The sequence below is a fragment of the Streptomyces sp. NPDC020192 genome, from assembly GCF_044388685.1.
In the GTDB taxonomy this organism is placed as follows: domain Bacteria; phylum Actinomycetota; class Actinomycetes; order Streptomycetales; family Streptomycetaceae; genus Streptomyces.
Genome location: NZ_JBIRXG010000007.1, coordinates 1 through 19082 on the forward strand (window position 1 = coordinate 1; position 19082 = coordinate 19082).

General features: G+C 70.1%; 19 protein-coding genes and 1 pseudogene. 12 read left to right on the forward strand and 8 right to left on the reverse strand.

Annotated features, from left to right (window positions below; genetic code table 11):
- Positions 1-975: 975 nt before the first annotated feature.
- A complete protein-coding gene (gene ychF / locus ACH47Z_RS15395; RefSeq protein ID WP_399073747.1) occupies positions 976-2064 on the reverse strand; it encodes a redox-regulated ATPase YchF in 1089 nt (362 codons plus the stop codon).
- A 196-nt stretch (positions 2065-2260) separates the two neighbouring features.
- Between ychF and ACH47Z_RS15400 the strand changes: the two genes are divergently transcribed.
- Entirely contained in the window at positions 2261-2797 is a 537-nt protein-coding gene (locus ACH47Z_RS15400) for a DUF6542 domain-containing protein (protein WP_399073748.1), read from the forward strand.
- Positions 2798-2830: 33 nt separating this feature from the next.
- Here ACH47Z_RS15400 and ppgK read toward each other — a convergent pair whose 3' ends face one another.
- Positions 2831-3580: a polyphosphate--glucose phosphotransferase gene (gene ppgK / locus ACH47Z_RS15405; protein ID WP_399073749.1), complete on the reverse strand. Its 750-nt coding sequence runs from the start codon at positions 3578-3580 to the stop codon at positions 2831-2833.
- 29 nt (positions 3581-3609) lie between these two features.
- Positions 3610-4626, reverse strand: coding sequence for a 4-hydroxy-3-methylbut-2-enyl diphosphate reductase (locus ACH47Z_RS15410; RefSeq protein ID WP_399073750.1), 1017 nt, complete (start codon positions 4624-4626; stop codon positions 3610-3612).
- 65 nt (positions 4627-4691) lie between these two features.
- Between ACH47Z_RS15410 and ACH47Z_RS15415 the strand changes: the two are divergent.
- From ACH47Z_RS15415 to ACH47Z_RS15435, 5 genes and pseudogenes are all read left to right on the forward strand, one after another.
- Positions 4692-4877 (forward strand): annotated as a pseudogene (locus ACH47Z_RS15415) (amino acid permease); the annotation flags it as partial.
- A gap of 26 nt (positions 4878-4903) precedes the next feature.
- Complete coding sequence (locus ACH47Z_RS15420) at positions 4904-5068, forward strand: hypothetical protein (protein WP_399073751.1); 165 nt, start codon at positions 4904-4906, stop codon at positions 5066-5068.
- 46 nt (positions 5069-5114) lie between these two features.
- On the forward strand, positions 5115-6323 hold the full coding sequence (xseA, locus tag ACH47Z_RS15425) for an exodeoxyribonuclease VII large subunit (protein ID WP_399073752.1): 1209 nt from the start codon (positions 5115-5117) through the stop codon (positions 6321-6323).
- Positions 6320-6544 carry an exodeoxyribonuclease VII small subunit gene (locus tag ACH47Z_RS15430; protein ID WP_399073753.1) on the forward strand — a complete coding sequence of 75 codons (225 nt, stop codon included), beginning with the start codon at positions 6320-6322 and terminating at the stop codon, positions 6542-6544. Before xseA ends, ACH47Z_RS15430 begins: the two co-directional genes overlap by 4 nt.
- A 136-nt stretch (positions 6545-6680) precedes the next feature.
- A complete protein-coding gene (locus ACH47Z_RS15435) occupies positions 6681-7271 on the forward strand; it encodes a malonic semialdehyde reductase (protein WP_361188456.1) in 591 nt (196 codons plus the stop codon).
- Between the two features lie 72 nt (positions 7272-7343).
- Here the strand turns inward: ACH47Z_RS15435 and ACH47Z_RS15440 are convergent, their stop codons facing one another.
- Positions 7344-7871 carry a DUF4245 domain-containing protein gene (locus ACH47Z_RS15440; RefSeq protein WP_399073754.1) on the reverse strand — a complete coding sequence of 176 codons (528 nt, stop codon included), beginning with the start codon at positions 7869-7871 and terminating at the stop codon, positions 7344-7346.
- 127 nt (positions 7872-7998) lie between these two features.
- Between ACH47Z_RS15440 and glpX the strand changes: the two genes are divergently transcribed.
- Positions 7999-9033, forward strand: coding sequence for a class II fructose-bisphosphatase (gene glpX / locus ACH47Z_RS15445; protein ID WP_399073755.1), 1035 nt, complete (start codon positions 7999-8001; stop codon positions 9031-9033).
- A 66-nt stretch (positions 9034-9099) separates the two neighbouring features.
- On the opposite strand, the gene ACH47Z_RS15450 is transcribed toward glpX, so the two are convergent.
- Both ACH47Z_RS15450 and ACH47Z_RS15455 read right to left on the reverse strand, forming a co-directional pair.
- Positions 9100-9474 carry a WhiB family transcriptional regulator gene (locus ACH47Z_RS15450; RefSeq protein WP_399073756.1) on the reverse strand — a complete coding sequence of 125 codons (375 nt, stop codon included), beginning with the start codon at positions 9472-9474 and terminating at the stop codon, positions 9100-9102.
- 174 nt (positions 9475-9648) lie between these two features.
- Positions 9649-10368 (reverse strand): DUF1707 domain-containing protein, encoded by a 720-nt coding sequence (locus ACH47Z_RS15455; RefSeq protein WP_399073757.1) that lies wholly within the window; start codon positions 10366-10368, stop codon positions 9649-9651.
- Positions 10369-10549: 181 nt separating this feature from the next.
- Between ACH47Z_RS15455 and ACH47Z_RS15460 the strand changes: the two genes are divergently transcribed.
- From ACH47Z_RS15460 to ACH47Z_RS15475, 4 genes are all read left to right on the forward strand, one after another.
- Positions 10550-12220, forward strand: a complete 1671-nt coding sequence (locus ACH47Z_RS15460; RefSeq protein WP_399073758.1) for a fumarate hydratase — start codon at positions 10550-10552, stop codon at positions 12218-12220.
- A 419-nt stretch (positions 12221-12639) separates the two neighbouring features.
- On the forward strand, positions 12640-13278 hold the full coding sequence (locus tag ACH47Z_RS15465; RefSeq protein WP_399073759.1) for a hypothetical protein: 639 nt from the start codon (positions 12640-12642) through the stop codon (positions 13276-13278).
- 20 nt (positions 13279-13298) lie between these two features.
- Positions 13299-14843 (forward strand): hypothetical protein, encoded by a 1545-nt coding sequence (locus ACH47Z_RS15470; protein ID WP_399073760.1) that lies wholly within the window; start codon positions 13299-13301, stop codon positions 14841-14843.
- Positions 14840-15547: a TIR domain-containing protein gene (locus ACH47Z_RS15475; RefSeq protein WP_399073761.1), complete on the forward strand. Its 708-nt coding sequence runs from the start codon at positions 14840-14842 to the stop codon at positions 15545-15547. The genes ACH47Z_RS15470 and ACH47Z_RS15475 overlap by 4 nt, the downstream gene beginning before the upstream one ends.
- Positions 15548-15614: 67 nt before the next feature.
- Here the strand turns inward: ACH47Z_RS15475 and ACH47Z_RS15480 are convergent, their stop codons facing one another.
- Positions 15615-16529, reverse strand: a complete 915-nt coding sequence (locus tag ACH47Z_RS15480) for a macro domain-containing protein (RefSeq protein ID WP_399073762.1) — start codon at positions 16527-16529, stop codon at positions 15615-15617.
- Between the two features lie 106 nt (positions 16530-16635).
- Between ACH47Z_RS15480 and ACH47Z_RS15485 the strand changes: the two genes are divergently transcribed.
- Positions 16636-17997 (forward strand): macro domain-containing protein, encoded by a 1362-nt coding sequence (locus ACH47Z_RS15485; RefSeq protein ID WP_399073763.1) that lies wholly within the window; start codon positions 16636-16638, stop codon positions 17995-17997.
- A 339-nt stretch (positions 17998-18336) separates the two neighbouring features.
- Here ACH47Z_RS15485 and ACH47Z_RS15490 read toward each other — a convergent pair whose 3' ends face one another.
- Positions 18337-19029, reverse strand: a complete 693-nt coding sequence (locus ACH47Z_RS15490; protein ID WP_399073764.1) for a nucleotidyltransferase domain-containing protein — start codon at positions 19027-19029, stop codon at positions 18337-18339.
- Positions 19030-19082 lie beyond the last annotated feature (53 nt).

Genomic DNA, 19082 nt, shown 5'->3' on the forward strand with positions numbered 1-19082 from the left:
GTTCACAGCGTCCTCGCTGTGTTATTTCAAAGGAACCTCGTCCCAGCAGATGCTGGAGACGGGGTATCAACATATCTGGCGTTGATTTTTGGCACGCTGTTGAGTTCTCAAGGAACGGTCACTTCCTTTGTACTCACCCTCTCGGGCTTTCCTCCGGGCGCTTCCCTTCGATCTTGCGTTTCCGACTCTATCAGACCTTTTCTCGATCCGATTTCCTCGGCGCTTTCCAGGTTCTCGCTCTCGCGTTTCCCTCTCCGGCGGTTCCGACTCTATCAGATCCTTTCGGCGCCTGATTCCCAGTCAGCGGGAGTTGCCTTCACGACTGTTGGGCCGTTCCGACGAGTGAGACTTTAGCTGATTCGCTGCCCCGGACGCTAATCGAGCCGCTCACGCTCGAACCTTCGGGCACGGATTCCTTATTTAGCAAGAGCGCACAGCAGGCAGAACGGCATGACAAAGCACCGTCAGCTTCTGTGGATCTTACGGAATAGCCGTCCGGGGCCGACTGGAATCGGTACTCACGTCGGACAACTCGGAGAAGAGTACGGATCGGGGAACCCCGTGTCAACTTTGGTCCTGCGGCTTACCCACCGGGCACGTTCTCGACGGATGTCTCATGATCGACGAACGAAACACCACGCAGGTGAAACCGGAAGTTGCTTCTTCCCGCCGACGATGTTCCCTGGCGGGTAGCCGGAAACGGACTCCGGTCGACGGCGGGTCAGGATTGCGGCCGTCCAACTCTGGCTGGTCCAGCAGCAGGGTCAGGTCTCGCCCCGGCCTGCCTCCGTGGCCTGCGACGGCTCAGTTGCACCTCGGGCGGAATATTGCCAGTCAGCTGACACCGACCAACGTGGCGCCAGAATCATCCGGCACTCATCTGGCACGGCGCTGACGAAGGGGCCGGCTCCCGAGGAGCCGACTCCTTCTCACCTGCACGCTTGTGAACCCACCTCACGCACAGCAGCAAATCGGTTACACGTTGAACCGGAACTCCACCACGTCCCCGTCCTGCATGACGTACTCCTTGCCCTCCATGCGGGCCTTGCCCTTGGCGCGGGCCTCGGTGACCGAGCCGGTGGCGAGCAGGTCGGCGAAGGAGATGACCTCCGCCTTGATGAAGCCCTTCTGGAAGTCGGTGTGGATCACGCCAGCCGCCTCGGGGGCCGTGGCGCCCTTCTTGATCGTCCAGGCGCGGGACTCCTTGGGGCCGGCCGTGAGGTAGGTCTGCAGGCCGAGGGTGTTGAAGCCGACGCGGGCGAGGGTGGCGAGGCCCGGCTCGTGCTGGCCGACGGACTCCAGCAGTTCCAGGGCCTCCTCCTCGTCCAGCTCCGCCAGGTCCGCCTCCAGCTTGGCGTTGAGGAAGATCGCCTCGGCGGGGGCGACCAGGGCGCGCTGCTCGTCCTTGAAGGCGTCGTCCGTCAGCTCGTCCTCGTCGACGTTGAAGACGTAGAGGAAGGGCTTGGTGGTGAGCAGGTGCAGGTCGTGGAGGAGCTCGTTGCGCTCCGTGCCCTGGACGATGCCGTGTGCGAAGAGCGTGTCGCCCTTCTCCAGGATCTCCTTGGCCTCCTCGACCGCCTTGACCTTGGGCGCCACGTCCTTCTTGATCCGCGACTCCTTCTGGAACCGGGGAAGGACCTTCTCGATCGTCTGGAGGTCGGCCAGGATCAGCTCGGTGTTGATCGTCTCGATGTCGTCCTTCGGCGAGACCTTGCCGTCGACGTGGACGACGTTCTCGTCCTTGAAGGCGCGGATGACCTGGCAGATCGCGTCGGACTCGCGGATGTTCGCGAGGAACTTGTTGCCGAGGCCCTCGCCCTCGGAGGCGCCGCGCACGATGCCGGCGATGTCGACGAAGTCGACCGTGGCCGGAAGGATGCGCTCCGAGCCGAAGATCGACGCCAGCTGCGCGAGACGGGCGTCGGGGACGCCGACCACGCCGACGTTCGGCTCGATCGTGGCGAACGGGTAGTTGGCCGCCAGCACGTCGTTCTTGGTCAGGGCGTTGAACAGGGTCGACTTGCCGACGTTGGGCAGGCCGACGATTCCGATCGTGAGCGACACGTTGCGACTTCCCGTAGATGAGTGGGCGATGTGAGCGGGACAGGGGTGCCAGGGGCCAGAGACCGACACCGGCCGATCCCCCAGTTTACGGCGTCCCCGCCCACCGGCTCCCGGGAGCGTCGAACGCCCGGCCAAGCTGCGTTCACCGGCGTGTCTGAGGGGCGATTCGGCACATAAACAGACCTAAGTTGGTCCAGTGGAGCAACACAGAACGCGACCCCCGAAAGACGGACCGCGACGCGGCACGCCGCCGCCCGCGCAGCTGCCCCCGCAGGCCCGGCGCGGGCCCGCACCAGCGGAGCGAGGCGCGCGGCAGGGGCGGGTCGCCCGGCCGGCGCCGCCCGGGCCACGGCTGCCGGGTCCCCGGCTCACCGGGCTCGGCAGCGGGCTGTTCAGCACCGTCGGGATGCTCCTGCTCGGCTGCCTGGACCAGCTGCTGTTCGGCGCTTCCATGACGGTGTACGGCGTGCTGTTCCTGCCGGTGTGCGTCCTGACCGCGCTGTGGGTGCGCGGTGGGGATCTGCTGACCGCTCCCGTGATCCTGCCGATCGCGTTCGCCCTCGGGCTGTTCCCCGTCGCCGACGGCAACGGGGGGCTGCTCGCCCGCCTGATGGGCGTGTTCACCGGGCTCGCCACGCAGGCCGGCTGGCTGTACGGCGGGACGCTCGTCGCCGGTGTGATCGTGCTCGTACGCCGGGTGCGGTGGGTACGGCGGCGCCGGCGCCGCACCTGAGCGCCGTACCCGACCGCCGTACCGCCGCTTCTCCTACCGCTGCTGCTCGGCCGCTCTCATCGCCGCCCCCACGATCCCCGCGTTGTTCTGCAGCTGCGCGGGGACGATCTCGGCTCTGATGCCCTCGATGAGGTGCAGGAACTTGTCCGCCTTGCGGCTGACACCGCCGCCGATGATGAACAGCTCGGGCGAGAAGAGCATCTCCACGTGCGCCAGGTACTTCTGGACGCGACGGGCCCAGTGCTCCCAGGTCATGTCGCCGTCCTCCTTGGCCTTGCTGGAGGCGCGCGTCTCGGCGTCGTGGCCGTTCAGCTCCAGATGGCCCAGCTCCGTGTTGGGCACGAGGACGCCGTCGACGAAGACGGCGCTGCCGATTCCGGTGCCGAAGGTGAGCAGGATGACCGTGCCCCTGCGGTCGCGGCCGACGCCGAAGCGCATCTCGGCGACGCCCGCCGCGTCCGCGTCGTTGACCACCGTCACCGGCAGCCCGCCCAGCCGGCCGGAGAACAGTGCGCCCGCGTCCGTGTCGATCCAGCCCTTGTCGACGTTCGCCGCCGTACGGACCATGGCGCCGCCCGTGACCACCCCGGGGAAGGTCAGGCCGACCGGGCCCGTCCAGCCGAAGTGGTCCACGACCTGCTTGACCCCGTCGGCCACACCGTCCGGTGTCGCCGGGTGGGGGGTGAGCACCTTGCAGCGCTCCTGGGCCAGGTCGCCCTTGTCCAGGTCCACAGGGGCGCCCTTGATCCCGGATCCGCCGATGTCCACGCCGAAGATCTGCATGGCACCACGTTACGACGGACCACTGACAGTCACGCCTCGGCCGTGCCGCTCCCACCACGCTCGGCCACCAGTGCGGCCGCCTCATCGCGCAGGTCACGGCGGAGTTCCTTGGGCAGCGAGAAGGTGATGGACTCCTCGGCCGCCCTGACCAGCTCCACGTCGCCGTAGCCACGCTCGCCGAGCCACTCCAGCACCTGCTCGACCAGTACCTCCGGGACGGAGGCACCGGAGGTGACGCCGACCGTCGTCACGCCCTCCAGCCAGGCCTCGTCGATCTCGCTGGCGAAGTCCACCAGGTAGGCCTCGCGGGCACCGGCCAGCTTGGCGACCTCGACCAGCCGCTTGGAGTTGGAGGAGTTGCGCGAGCCGACGACGATGACCAGCTCGGCCTCGGCGCCCATCTGCTTCACGGCGAGCTGGCGGTTCTGCGTGGCGTAGCAGATGTCGTCACTGGGCGGGGAGACGAGTCCCGGGAACTTGGTCTTCAGGGCGTCGACGGTCTCCATGGTCTCGTCCACGGACAGGGTGGTCTGGGACAGCCAGACGACCTTCGACGGGTCGCGGACCTCGACCTTGGCGACGTCGCCCGGGCCGTCGACGAGCTGGATGTGGTCGGGGGCCTCGCCGGAGGTGCCGATGACCTCCTCGTGGCCCTCGTGCCCGATCAGGAGGATGTCGTAGTCGTCGTTGGCGTAGCGGACGGCTTCCTTGTGGACCTTGGTGACCAGGGGGCAGGTGGCGTCGATGGTGGCGAGGCGGCCTCGCGCGGCCTCCTCGTGCACGACCGGGGCGACGCCGTGCGCCGAGAACATCACGATGTTGCCGGCCGGCACCTCCTCCGTCCGCTCGACGAAGATCGCGCCCTTCTTCTCCAGGGTCTGCACGACGTACTTGTTGTGGACGATCTCGTGCCGGACGTAGATCGGGGCCCCGTACTGTTCGAGGGCCTTCTCGACGGCGATCACGGCGCGGTCCACACCCGCGCAGTAGCCACGGGGGGCGGCGAGCAGGACACGGCGGCCAGTCGAAGAGGTCATGCGTCCCATCGTAAGGCCGCGTTCGGCCGCCCAGAGATCGCGTGCCCGCTGCCGCGCGGGGAAGACTGGTGGGCATGTCCGACACCGGAACGCCGGCTTCCACGACCGACGAGCGGCACCGGCTGCGGCGCAGCCTCGGCTTCTGGGACCTGGTCGTCTACGGGCTGCTGTTCATCGCCCCGATGGCGCCGGTGGGCGTGTTCGGCACGCTGGACGCCCGGTCGCACGGCGCGGTGGCGCTGGTGTACGTGGTGGCGACGGCGGTACGGCCGCGGGGCGGGGGCCGGTGAGCTGGTGGCGGCATGTGCTGGTGCCGGTGCTCGGGGCGGCGATCACGGTGGCGGTGATCGTGGCGGCGAGCGGGGTGGCGCAGGTGGTGGGGGCGGTGTGGCTGGTCATCGGCTTGGTGGTGCTGGTGGAGCAGCGGGGCAGGGTGCGGCCTGTTGAGTAGCTGAGCCGCAACGCCCGGTGTCAGAGGGGACCGTTACGCTCGGCGCATGGCTGTCAACACCTCCCCCGAAGCCCCCCTCCCCGTCGGTGAGGTCTCCCGGCTGATCGGGGGATGGATCGACCGGCTCGGGGCGGTGTGGGTCGAGGGGCAGATCACGCAGTTGTCGCGGCGGCCCGGCGCCGGGGTCGTGTTTCTGACGTTGCGGGACCCGTCGTACGACATCTCCGTGAGCGTGACCTGTTATCGGCAGGTGTTCGACGCCGTCGCCGATGTCGTCGGCGAGGGCGCGCGGGTCGTCGTACTCGCGAAGCCCGAGTGGTACGCGCCTCGCGGCCAGCTGTCGCTCCGCGCCGCCGAGATAAGGCCCGTCGGCGTCGGGGAGCTGCTGGCCCGGCTGGAGCAGCTGAAGAAGGCGCTCGGTGCCGAGGGGCTGTTCGCGGCGGAGCGGAAGAAGCCGCTGCCGTTCCTGCCGCAGCTGATCGGCCTGGTGTGCGGGCGAGCCTCGGCCGCGGAGCGGGACGTGCTGGAGAACGCCCGGCACCGCTGGCCCGCCGTCCGCTTCGAGGTGCGCAACGTCCCCGTGCAGGGCGTGCACGCCGTCCCGCAGGTCGTGCAGGCGGTGAAGGAGCTGGACGCGATCGAGGACGTGGACGTGATCATCGTCGCGCGGGGCGGTGGCAGCGTCGAGGATCTGCTCCCCTTCTCGGACGAGCAGCTCGTACGGGCCGTGGCAGAGTGCCGTACGCCCGTCGTCTCCGCCATCGGGCATGAACCCGACACTCCGCTGCTGGACTATGTGGCCGACCTCCGGGCCTCCACCCCCACAGACGCGGCCAAGAAGGTTGTACCGGACGTGGGCGAGGAGCTGGAGCGGGTGCGGATGCTGCGGGACCGGGCCCGGCGGTGTGTGCACGCGTGCGTGGAGCGGGAGGACCGGGGGCTGGCGCACGCGCTGGCCCGGCCGGCGATAGAGGATCCGCACCGGATGATCGACGAGCGGGCCGACCAGGTCGCTTCGCTGGTCGAGCGTTCGCGGCGCTGCCTCGGGCATCTGCTGGACCGCGCGGACTCGGAGCTGACGCACACGCACGCGCGCGTGGTGGCCCTCTCCCCCGCGGCCACGCTCAGGCGCGGCTACGCGGTGCTGCAGAAGGCAGACGGGCACGTGGTACGCGATCCGGAAGAGGTCGCGCAGGGCGAGGCGCTGCGGGCGCGCGTCGCCGACGGTGAATTCACGGTGAAGGTGGGCGAATGACGAGCAAGGTGGACGAGACGCTCTCCTACGAGCAGGCACGGGACGAGCTGATCGAGGTCGTACGGCGCCTGGAGGCGGGCGGTACGTCGCTGGAGGACTCCCTGGCGCTGTGGGAGCGCGGCGAGGAGCTGGCCAAGGTGTGCCGGCGCTGGCTGGAGGGTGCGCGGGCCCGGCTGGACGCGGCCCTCGCCGAGGAGGAGGCCGAAGAAGAGAGCGAGTAGGAACGGCCGGGGCACTGTGAAGCGGATCACCGCACTCCAGATTTTGTTGAAGGTTAAACCTACTCTGTCGTATGGTCGGTGCGTCAGCCGGTCCGGCACTCCTCGGACCGGACGCGCACGTTGAGGAAGTCCCCGCATGTCTCTCGTTCTTGACTCCACCGCCCAGGACCTGCTGTTCCGCGAGGCCCGCACCGCGAACACCTTCACCGACGAGCAGGTGACCGACGAGCAGGTCCAGGCGATCTACGACCTGGTCAAGTACGGCCCCACCGCCTTCAACCAGTCCCCGCTGCGCATCACCCTGGTCCGCTCCCCCGAGGCCCGCGAGCGCCTGGTGCAGCACATGGCCGAGGGCAACCAGCCGAAGACCGCCGCCGCCCCGCTGGTCGCGATCCTCTCCGCGGACAACGAGTTCCACGAGGAGCTGCCAGCCCTCTTCCCGCACTTCCCGCAGGCCAAGGACGTGTTCTTCAGCGAGCGTCCGGCCCGTGAGGGCGCCGCCGCGCTGAACGCCTCCCTGCAGGCCGCCTACTTCATCGTCGGCGTCCGTGCCGCGGGCCTCGCCGCCGGTCCGATGACCGGCTTCGACTTCGAGGGCGTCCGCAAGGAGTTCCTGGACGACGACCACACCCCGCTGATGATCGTCAACATCGGCAAGCCGGGCCCTGACGCCTGGTTCCCGCGCTCGCCGCGCCTGGCGTACGAGGACGTCATCACGACCGTCTGAGCCACCCGGCACACCGCGCACGACATGCCACAGGCCCCCGGCACCGCCGGGGGCCTGTGGCGTATCCGCAGGTCACTTGGTCTTCAGCGCCGCCGCCATCTTCGTCAGGTCACCGAAGGACGCCGTGCCGGCCACCACCGTCGTGGAGCCGTGGGTGCCGTCGAGGACGAGGGCGTCGTAGCGGCCGCCGGTGTAGTGGGTCCAGGTGCGGCCGTCGATCGTCTCGGTCTTCTTCGTCGCCGACGCGCCCTGGCTGGCGTCGTCGATGAAGTCGGCGGGCTTCTGCGTGGACTGCTCCAGCTGCACGTACTGGCCGTCCGGGGTCTGGAAGCCCATGTGCCAGCGGTCGCTCTTCGCACCGTCGTAGCTGACGGAGGTCGCCTTCCAGGTGCTCGGCAGACCCTCGGGAGCCGCGACCGGGTAGCTCGCCGCACGGCGCGCCGTGAGCAGCTCGACCCGGTAGTCGACCCGTTTGAGGTCGGGAGCGTGATCGTCGTGCGGGATCGCGAAGAAGTAGACGACCGCCGCCGCGACACCGATCACGGCCAGGGAGAGAATCATGTCCCGGGCCGTCTTCTGCTTGCCTTTGGAACCTGCCACGCCCCCTATGGTCGCAGGTGCCCCAAGCGCTCATCCGTGGGGCCCCCTGCTCATTTTGTCTGCCTAACGATAGAGTCAAGTCCAATACCCTCATCCGGCCGTCGTCGTATCAGAAAGGTGCGCTCCGATGACCGAAAATCATCATCTTCCGTCCGAGCTCGATGTTCCCTCCGAGGCTCCCGACCGCAACCTCGCCCTGGAACTCGTCCGGGTGACCGAGGCCGCCGCCATGGCCGCGGGCCGCTGGGTGGGGCGTGGCGACAAGAACGGCGCCGACGGGGCCGCGGTGCGCGCCATGCGGACCCTCGTCTCCACCGTGTCGATGAACGGCGTCGTCGTCATCGGCGAGGGCGAGAAGGACGAGGCCCCGATGCTCTTCAACGGGGAGCGCGTGGGCGACGGCACCGGCCCGGAGGTCGACATCGCCGTCGACCCGATCGACGGTACGACGCTGACGGCCAAGGGCATGCCGAACGCGATCGCCGTCCTGGCCGCCGCCGAGCGTGGCGCCATGTTCGACCCGTCCGCCGTGTTCTACATGGACAAGCTGGTCACCGGCCCGGAGGCCGCGGACTTCGTCGACATCAACGCGCCGGTCGCCGTGAACATCCGGCGTATCGCCAAGGCCAAGCGGTCCGCGCCGGAGGACGTCACCGTCGTCATCCTCGACCGGCCGCGGCACGAGGGCCTGATCAAGGAGGTCCGGGAGGCCGGCGCGCGCATCAAGCTGATCTCCGACGGCGATGTCGCCGGCTCGGTGTACGCGCTGCGCGAGGGCACCGGCGTCGACCTGCTGCTCGGCATCGGCGGCACGCCCGAGGGCATCATCTCGGCCTGCGCCGTGAAGTGCCTGGGCGGAACCATTCAGGGCAAACTGTGGCCGAAGGACGACGAGGAGCGGCAGCGGGCGATCGACGCCGGGCACGATCTGGACCGGGTGCTCACCACGGACGACCTGGTATCGGGTGAGAACGTGTTCTTCGTCGCCACCGGGATCACCGACGGTGAGCTGCTGCGCGGCGTGCAGTACCGCTCGGAGACCGCGCTGACCGAGTCCATCGTGATGCGGTCGAAGTCCGGGACGGTGCGGCGGATCTATTCCGAGCACCGGCTCAGCAAGCTGCGGGCCTACAGCGCCATCGACTTCGACAAGGCCAAGTAGGTCCGGGGTTTTGTAGCGCCTGAGCGGTTCCCCGCGCCCCTTCGGGGGCGCGGGACGTGCCTCTGCCTAACCCGCCATCCTGTCTGCCGTCGTCCTCGCCGCCTTCTTCAGTTCCATCTCCCTGCGGCGACGCCTCGCCAGGACCACCCGGCGCTCCGCTGCCGTGAGGCCGCCCCAGACGCCGTAGGGCTCGGGCTGGAGAAGGGCGTGTTCGCGGCATTCGACCATCACCGGGCAGCGGGCACAGACGCGCTTGGCCGCCTCCTCGCGGGACAGCCGGGCGGCGGTCGGCTCCTTCGACGGCGCGAAGAACAGGCCGGCCTCGTCACGCCGGCACACCGCTTCGGTGTGCCAGGGTGCGTCTTGGTCCCTGTCTCGCACTGGCACCCGCTGGGCCGGAACGGCAGCGACCTGCAGGGACGAATGCGGCGGTTGCAGCACGGTCTACTCCTGACGACGGCTTCGCGAGCGAGAGACGATGCAGCAAGGCCTACCCGCTGTGCGCGCGCCTATGCACTGCGTTCCCAACCGTGGGCGCACGGCGGCTCGTTCGCGCCCCCTGGCTCGCCACGCGCGAGGACCGGCTCCTTCCGCTTACCGGCCGATTCGCGACCGTCAATGGCCCAGGTGTTTGCGCAGCTTGCTGTCGACCTTGTCCTGGACCCGCTCCAGCTTCCGGTCGACCTTGCTCTGCACCCGGTCCAGGATGTCGCCTATGCGCTTGCCGCGCCGGGGCCGCGCCTCCACGTTGCCGAGGACGGCCCAGCCGTCGACGTAGACCACCGGGGCGTCGGCGTCGACCGAGTCCAGCGTGTCCACCTCGAAGTTGCCGAGGACACCGCCGCCGGTGCCGCGCAGCGACACGTTCTCCGGGACGCGGATCTGGACGTCGCCGAAGACCGAGACGGCCTTGATCACGACCTGCTGGTACTCGAAGATCGCCTCGCTGAGGTCGATCTCGACGCTGCCGAAGACCGAGTACGCGTGCAGCCGGCGCCCGGCGCGCCAGCGGCCGCGGCGCACGGCGCTGCTGAAGACCGCGACCACGTTGGCGTCCGCCTCGTGGGGTATCGCGCCCGGGGTGGGCCGGGGCGGGACCGGCGTGTAGGCGGGGGCGGCCGGCTGCTGGTGGGCGGCGGGCAGGTCCCGGATGAAGACCTCCAGCTCACCCACCGTCTTGGCGTGCAGCACTCCCTCCACGCGCTCGGCGTGCTCGTCGGCGGTCAGGCGCCCCTCCGCGAGGGCCTCCCGCAGGATGTCGGCGATGCGGTCACGGTCGGCGTCCGAGGCACGCAGCTCGGCAACCGGCGTCTCGGTGTGCTTCTGAAGGTCCACGGCAGACAGCGTACCGAAACGCGATAGATCGCGACTACCCCTCATCCGACACCTGTGGAAAACCCTCACCCCGCCCGAACTGAGCCTTACCTCACAGGTTCCGTGTCAGCGGCAGGTTCTACGCTGGTGAGGCCCGCCAGCGTCGGCGGGCGCCGTCCGTCAGAGTGAGGAATGGGCTGAGATGCCTGAGTTCGCGTACACCGATCTGCTCCCCCAGGGAGAGGACACCACCCCCTACCGGCTGGTGACCTCCGAGGGCGTGTCCACCGTCGAGGGACCGGACGGGCGGACGTTCCTCAAGGTGGAGCCGGAGGCGCTGCGCAAGCTGGCCGAGGAGGCCATCCACGACATCCAGCACTACCTGCGCCCGGCCCACCTGGCCCAGCTGCGCCGCATCATCGACGACCCGGAGGCCAGCGCCAACGACAAGTTCGTCGCGCTGGACCTGCTGAAGAACGCGAACATCGCGGCGGCCGGTGTGCTGCCGATGTGCCAGGACACCGGCACGGCGATCGTCATGGGCAAGCGCGGGCAGAACGTGCTGACCGAGGGCGGCGACGAGGCGGCCCTCTCGCGCGGCATCTACGACGCGTACCTGAACCTCAACCTGCGCTACTCGCAGATGGCTCCGCTCACCATGTGGGAGGAGAAGAACACGGGCTCCAACCTCCCGGCGCAGATCGAGCTGTACGCGACCGACGGCGGCGCCTACAAGTTCCTGTTCATGGCGAAGGGCGGCGGCTCGGCCAACAAGTCGTTCCTGTACCAGGAGACGAAGGCCGTCCTGAACGAGGCCTCCATGATGAAGTTCCTGGAGCAGAAGATCCGTTCGCTGGGCACGGCCGCCTGCCCGCCGTACCACCTGGCGATCGTCGTCGGCGGTACGAGCGCCGAGTACGCGCTGAAGACCGCGAAGTACGCCTCCGCGCACTACCTGGACGAGATCCCGGCGGAGGGCTCGGAGCTGGGCCACGGCTTCCGCGACAAGGACCTCGAGCAGAAGGTCTTCGAGCTGACGCAGAAGATCGGCATCGGCGCGCAGTTCGGCGGCAAGTACTTCTGCCACGACGTCCGCGTGATCCGGCTCCCCCGCCACGGCGCCTCCTGCCCGGTCGCGATCGCCGTCTCCTGCTCGGCCGACCGCCAGGCCGTCGCGAAGATCACCGCCGAGGGCGTCTTCCTGGAGCAGCTGGAGACGGACCCGGCGCGGTTCCTGCCGGAGACGACCGACGAGCACCTGGACGAGTCCGGTGACGTCGTCAAGATCGACCTGAACCAGCCGATGGACACGATCCTCGCCGAGCTGACCAAGTACCCGGTCAAGACCCGGCTCTCGCTGACCGGCCCGCTGGTCGTGGCCCGTGACATCGCGCACGCCAAGATCAAGGAGCGGCTGGACGCGGGCGAGGAGATGCCGCAGTACCTGAAGGACCACCCGGTGTACTACGCCGGTCCCGCGAAGACCCCCGAGGGTTACGCCTCCGGTTCCTTCGGCCCGACCACGGCCGGCCGTATGGACTCCTACGTGGAGCAGTTCCAGGCGGCGGGCGGCTCCAAGGTGATGCTCGCGAAGGGCAACCGCAGCAAGCAGGTCACCGACGCGTGCAACGCCCACGGCGGTTTCTACCTCGGCTCCATCGGCGGCCCGGCCGCCCGCCTCGCCCAGGACTGCATCAAGAAGGTCGAGGTCGTCGAGTACGAGGAGCTCGGCATGGAGGCCGTCTGGAAGATCGAGGTCGAGGACTTCCCGGCGTTCATCGTGGTGGACGACAAGGGCAACGACTTCTTCCAGGATCCCGCCCCGGCCCCGACGTTCACGTCGATCCCGGTGCGCGGGCCCGGGCTGGCGTAGCGCCTGTGGTGCGGCGGGGGATGGCCCGCGGCGGAGCCGCTGATGGATACTGCGCCCCCGCCGCCCCTACCCGTCCCATCCCCAGGGGCTGCCGCCCCTTCGACCCCGCCCGGGGAGCTCCAGGCCCTGGACCCCGTCGGCCCGACGACCTCGTCCTCAAACGCCGGACGGGCTGCTCGGTGCCGTCGGACGAACCAGTCGAACGACTCCTTCCAGGTCCCACGCCGCAGTTCCCGTACCGAGCCCCTGGCCCTCCGCCAGGGGCTCTGCCCGTTCCGGCTCCGGCCGCCGCAGCCGGATCGGAAGCGGTTCGGAAGCGGTGAAACCCGCTCCGGCCGGGCGGATGTCGGGCAAGGTAACTCCGTTCGTACCGAAGAGACGAGCGTGACCCGGCGGTCTGCCGGGAGCTGCGAGGAACCATGAACCATACCTACCGGCCGCCGAGCCTGTTACCCGCCGCCGGCCACGAGCGGACGTACGCGCTGATCATCGCCGGTGTCCCGCTCCTGCTCATCCTGCTGACCGGCGTACTGCCCGGCCTGGCCTCGGACAGCGGCGGATCCACCGACGCGGCCCCGAGCGGCGGCGGCTACTCCTATCAGCCTTCCTTCTCCTACCAGCCACCCTTCACCGATCCGGCGACATCGGACACCTCCATACCGGACACCTCCACGACGTACGGCACGACCCCGGAGGCGTCCGCCTCGGGCACCGACGCCACCGACCTCCTCTCCCCGAGCCCGAGCATCACGACGGGCACGGAAGACGCGGCCGATCCCCGCTCGACGGTCACCCGCTACTTCGAGGCCATCAACAACCGTGACTTCAAGACCGCTTGGGACCTCGGCGGCAAGAACCTCGACGCGTCCTACTCCTCCTTCGTGTCGGGCTTCGATCAGACCGCGCAGGACGACGCCACAGTCGAGTCCGTCGACGGGACGACGGTCTCGGTGAGCCTGACCGCCCGGCAGACCAACGGCACGCAGAAGTCTTACAGCGGCCGGTACACCGTGGTGGACGGGATCATCACCGCCGCCTCGATCACCCCCACCGGCTGAGCAGAGCGGAGCAGCACGACATGGCCAGTGACATCCTTTCCCGCTCCGCTCCGCCGCCGGAGCCGACCGGGCCCGTCCCGGACCGCTCGCCCGGGGACGCCACGAGCGACGCCACCCGGCTGCTGTGCGCCGGCACCTACCTCGACCCCGAGTACCGCGCGACCGTCATCGGGGAGCTGACCCACCCGTTCCGGGTCGTGGCACCGTCGTACGGGTACGACGCGGTTCCCGTGCTCGCGCACGCCCTCGCGGCGCGCCGGCTGCACCGCGTCCGGCTGGCGGTCCTCGGCGCGGGTCTCGTCGTCACGTTCGTCCTCATGGGCACCGGCGTCCTGAACTCCTACGCCGGATGGCTGACCGCGCTGTGGCTCGTGTGGGTCACCGCGTATCTACGGCGGGTCGTCACCCTGCAGACGCTGGTGTCCCGGCTGCGCGGCCGTACCGATCCGACGGGCCGGACGAGCGGGTTCAACGGCTCCTATCCCGAACACCCCCTGCTGACGGCCGAACTGGTGGCCAAGATCGACAAGGAGCAGACGGCGGACGGCAGTCTGGTGCGCTACGGCGGCTACAAGCCGTTCGTCGGCGCGGGCGAGCCCGTGCGGCGCTGGTCCACCGCCGAGTTGCTGATCGGGGCGCCGGTGCCCGTGTTCGAGCAGCACCGGCACGGACCGGGCATGCCCACGGACACCGTCCCCGGCCAGGAGCCCCAGCGGCAGGAGGTCATACCCTTCACCGCCGAAAAGCTCATCTCGTACGTCGCCGACCGCATGACCGCGGAACTGCGCGACCGGGCCCGCCGGTCGGAGCGGATCGACGGACTCGCCGTCGAGCGGAGCACGTTCACCACGGCCGTCACGACCCGTCCCGGTGTGACGGAGCCGGCCCGGGACACGCGTGACGGCGGCTGGGAGGACCGCTACGACGCACAGCGCCCGTATCTGTGTGTCCGGGTGGGCTCGTGGAACCAGGAGCTCGTCACCACGGCGTTCGTCGGATTCGACCTCAAGGGAAACTCCCTGCACACCGAGTTCTACTCGTACGTGCTGGCGCCGATCCAGGCGAGCTTCCACCTGGTGGACCGGCTCCCCGCCGCCCTGAACGTCCGACTGCTGCTCAGGGTCGCGTGGCACACCCTGCGGAGCACACCCGAGGCCGTTCTGCGCCCGGTGCTCAACCGGCTGCGCAGGACCCGGATCCGGGTGCTGGAGTCACCCGACACCAGTGAGTTCCGCCTCGGCCGCTACGCGGACACCGTGCGGAACCGCGGGGCGTTCACCAGCATCCGGGAGCTGGCGACCAGCGACGACTTCCACGTCTTCTTCCAGGAGACGGACACGATCAAGTACACGCAGATCGTGGAGCGCCAACTGCTGCAGGTCATCCGTGACTTCCTGCTCGAGCACAACGTGGACCTGGCGGAGCACGAGGCCCGCCAGACGAACATCCTCAACAGCTACGGCGACAACAACAACTTCGTGAACAACAACAGCGGCACCGTCAACTCGGGCACGCAGAACTTCCACCGCGGCGCCGAGAGCGGCAAGGGGGCGGGAACCTCATGACCGGGACCGGGCACCACAACAACTTCGTCCGCGACAACAGCGGCACCGTCAACTCGGGGACACAGAACTTCTACGACGGTCCCCAGCATGTCCCGCCTGTCTCGCCTGCCCCGCCGCGGCACGGCGCTTCCGGCCCCTCCCCCGACCGCGGCCGCAACGTCTTCGTCGTCCACGGGCGGGACGAGGAGGCGCGGATGAAGGTGTTCGACCTGCTGCGCCTGCTCGATCTGCGGCCGCTGGAGTGGGAGGACCTGGTCAGAGCCACCGGCAAGACGGCGCCGTTCCTCGGCGAGGTCGTCGCGCAGGCCCCCGCGCAGGCCCAGGCGGCGCTGGTGCTGCTCACCCCGGACGACATCGTGCAGCTGCATCCGGATCTGCGGGGGCCGAACGAGCCGCCGTACGAGAGCGAACCGACCGGTCAGCCCCGGCCGAACGTGCTGATCGAACTGGGCATGGTGCTGATGGCGTACCCGGAGCGCACGCTGCTGGTGGAGGTCGGGGCGCTGCGCACGATCTCCGACATCGCGGGCATGAACGTGATCCGGTTCGACGGCTCGGCGACCGCGCTGGGCAAGGTCGTCGAGCGGCTGAAGCTGGCGGGCTGCAAGGTCAACGACACCGGCTCGGACTGGCGCCAGACCTGGCCGTACCGCCATCTGTCGGCGTACGGCCGCACCGGGGGCGCGGTGCCGCCGGCCCGCTGAGCCGCGGTACGGGCCCGGTGACCGGGGGAGGGGCCCGTACCGCACCGGCGCGAACTCCCGGCGGGTGTCAGGCGTGCCGCCGGGCACCCGCCGCCAGCGTGGCCAGGAAGGCGCCGGCCTCCGGCAGGTCGATGCGGCCCAGCTCGCCGGGGCGGACCACCACGTGCAGTTCGCGGCAGACCGTCCGCTCCCAGGAGTGCGTGACGAACGACAGCAGGATCAGCCGCAGCAGGCTGTCCTCGTCGAGGTCGTGCAGCCGGGCGAGGCCGGCGCCGGTCAGCGGCATGGTGACCCGTTCGAGCTGGGCGTGCCGGTGGACGGCGTCCCACAGCCGGTCCAGGCCGAACCACAGGTCGTGCACGCTGGAGGAGGCGACGCAGTCGTTGCCCATCCGGCTGTAGGCGACGGCGAAGACCAGCTGCGGCCGGCTGCCGAGGGTGGCGACGGTCCCGATCGGGTACCGGTCCCGTTTGCCGCGCGGCTTGTCCCGTGCGCTCTCCCGCCCGACCGGGACGGCCCCGTGCAGCGCGGCGGCCAGTTCCGCGTCCAGGCGCGGGGCGTCCCCGTCGTAGCGGCGGGCGAGCAACTGGCCTTGTACGCTGCCGTCGTTGATGACGACACCGTCGTCCACGAGAGTGTCGAAGGTGTCGGTGAACCCCACCACCAGATGACCCGGCTGCTCGAAGAGGTCGCCCTCCTCGACCACCACCGTCATACCGGGGCGCCGGAACTCCTGCCGTACCGCGGACTGGGGGCGCGCCCGGGCGAGTCCCCAGGCCAGGCACAGGGCGACGGAGCCGGCCAGGACCGGCCCGGGAGGGGACACGGCGCGGGGGAACAGCTGCCCGACGAACTGCACGACCGCCGACACGGCGCCGAAGGCGGCCAGCACACTGCCCGCGAACATCCGCCGCCCGCGCCGCGACCCCGGAAGCCGCAACCGGAGCCGCACCCCGGTCTCTCGCGAACCGGACCATCGCATGTTTCCCTCCAGGACCTGTCGGTGTTGGTACGCTGACGCGCGGTCACGCGGCCGAGGGGGCACGGAGGGGGCGAGGCGCGTGCAGACCCGCACATCGTGCGTACGCGTGAGCGTCCTGGGGCCCGTACGGCTGGACGTGCACGGCACTCCGGTACACCTCACCCCGCTGACGGCCCGTCTGCTGGTGCGGCTGGTCGCCGCCGAGGGCGAGGCCGTGACCGCGCGCCGGCTGTACCGGGACGTCTGGCAGCCGACCGCCGAACTGCCACGGCAGGAGCTGCGCAACCGCAACGAGGTGCAGAAGCGGATCAGGGAGCTGCGGCAGGCGTTCGACCTCGCCGGGCCGGGGCACGGCGCCCGGATCATCCGCACCGGACAGCTGCCGTCCGCGCGCGGTGCGCAGAGCACCTACCAACTGTGCCTGTCCGAGGACGAGTTGGACAGTACGGAGTTCACCCGTCTGGTGGGCGAGGCGCTGCGCGCGGCACCGGCCTCGGCCGTGCGGCTGCTCGGGGAGGCGCTGCGGCTGTGGCGCGGCCGGCCGCTGACCGAGGTGGACGACGAGGAGTTCGCGCTCGCGCCGGTGCGGCGGCTGACCCGGCTCCGGGAGACCGCGCTGCGGGAACTGGTCGACGGACACATCGCGCTGGGCCGTGACGACCTCGCGCTGCCGGTGGCCGAACAGCGGACCCGGGAGCGGCCGGACGACCCCGAGGCCGCCGACGTCCTCGCCCTGCTGAACGCCCGGCTGCGCAAGCGGTACGGCGGTGAGCTGCTGCGGCACACCCTGCGCGGGCTGCGGGTGGACGTCGTCGTGGTGCGCGGTGACCTGTTCGAGCAGGGGGACGCCAATCTGGTCGTGGGGTTCTCCGACACCTTCGACACCTTCGCCGACGATGTCGTGATCAGCCGGGAGAGTGTGCAGGGGCAGCTGGTCGACCGCCTCTTCGAGGGCCGGCACCGGCTCCTCGACGACAAACTGCGGCGCGGACTGGGCGAGTTCACGCCCTTGTCCACGGAGAGCGTCCAGGCGAAACGGCGCGGCCGGCGTGCCCGCTTTCCCATCGGTACGGTGGTGGCGGTGCCGGTCGGCAGGCGCCGTGTGTTCGCCGTGGCCTACTCCCGGCTGGGCAACGACCTGCGCGCCCGGTCCGGCCCGGCGGATCTGCGCCTGAGCCTGGAGCGTCTCTGGCCCTCGGTCGCGCTGCACGGCCTGTTCAAACCGGTGGCGATACCCCTCATCGGCGCGGGCCTGTCCCGTATCGTCGAACTCGACCGCACGCAGCTCCTGCTGCTGATCGTCGAGACCTTCACCGAGAGCCTGCGCCAGGACCCGGCCGTCTCCCCGGAACTGCGCATCGTGCTCCGCACCGACGACCTGGAGCGCACGGACCTGTCGGCGGTCGAGGCCTTCCTCCGTGTCGCCGACGAACGGGGCCCGGCCTCCCCACCGGCCACGGTCCGCTGAGCGCCCACGATCCGCTGACTGCCCACAGCTCGCTGACCAGCCAGGATCCACTTCCCGGCCACGGTCCACTGACCGGCCACGGTCCACTGACCGGCCGCGGCTCGCTGACCGCCCACGGTCGGCTGACCGGCCACGATCCACTGACCGGCCGCGGTCCGCTGACCGGCCACGGCGCATTGCCCGTCCACCGCGGCGCGTTGACCGGCCACGGTACGTCGACCGCCCACGACGCGTTGATCTGCTCACTCCCCCAGCAAAGCCCCACCCCCGCTTCCGCCGACAGCCACGGCCCGCTTCCGGAACGCTTCCGACCGGCGCACGGGACCGGGTGCCCCGCCCTCACCCCCGCCGGTACCCGGCCCACAGCGGCCCACCCGCCAGCCCCAACGCCTCCGTGAACGCCGCCATCCCCTCCGCCGTACCCGCGATCGCCGCGCCCGCGGTCAGCCGGCCGTGCAGCCCTGGCTCGGCCTCGGCCAGGCGCCGGGAGAGCCACTTGCCCCCGCCCAGCCAGTGCCCACCCGCCAGCAGGGCCAGTTCCGAGGCGCGCCGCAGCAGCTCGGCCACCAGATAGATCCGCTCCAGCGGGTCGGCGCAGCCCCGGAAGTCGTCCAGGGCGTCGGTCAACGCGTACCGCCGGTCCTCCAGCTCCGCAACCGACACCGCGGGCGGCCCGGCGGCCAGCCTCTCCCGGGCCTCGGTCCGCAGCGCGGCCCCCAGGCCGTCCGTGTCGGTCAGCAGGAGCCCGTTCGCGCACATGGCCAGCAGCGGTGACCCGCGCTCGGCCGTCTCGCGCTCGGCGAAGCCCCGCCAGTCGGCCTCGGTCTGCACGAACAGTTCCACCGGCCAGCCCTCGTGCACGAGGCTCTCGCGGAAGGGCGCGGGCGGGCCGGGCAGCAGCACCACGATGTCGAGGTCCGAGGTGGGGGTACGGCGGTCGGTCAGGACGCTTCCGGTCAGGAACGCCGCGCGGGCCCCGGGGAAACGGGTCCGTACCAGGTCGCGGGCGATCGTCGCATGATCCCTCTCCATCGGGACAGTGTGCCGTCGGCATCGGGGCCCTGAGCCGTCGGCCCCCGCACCCG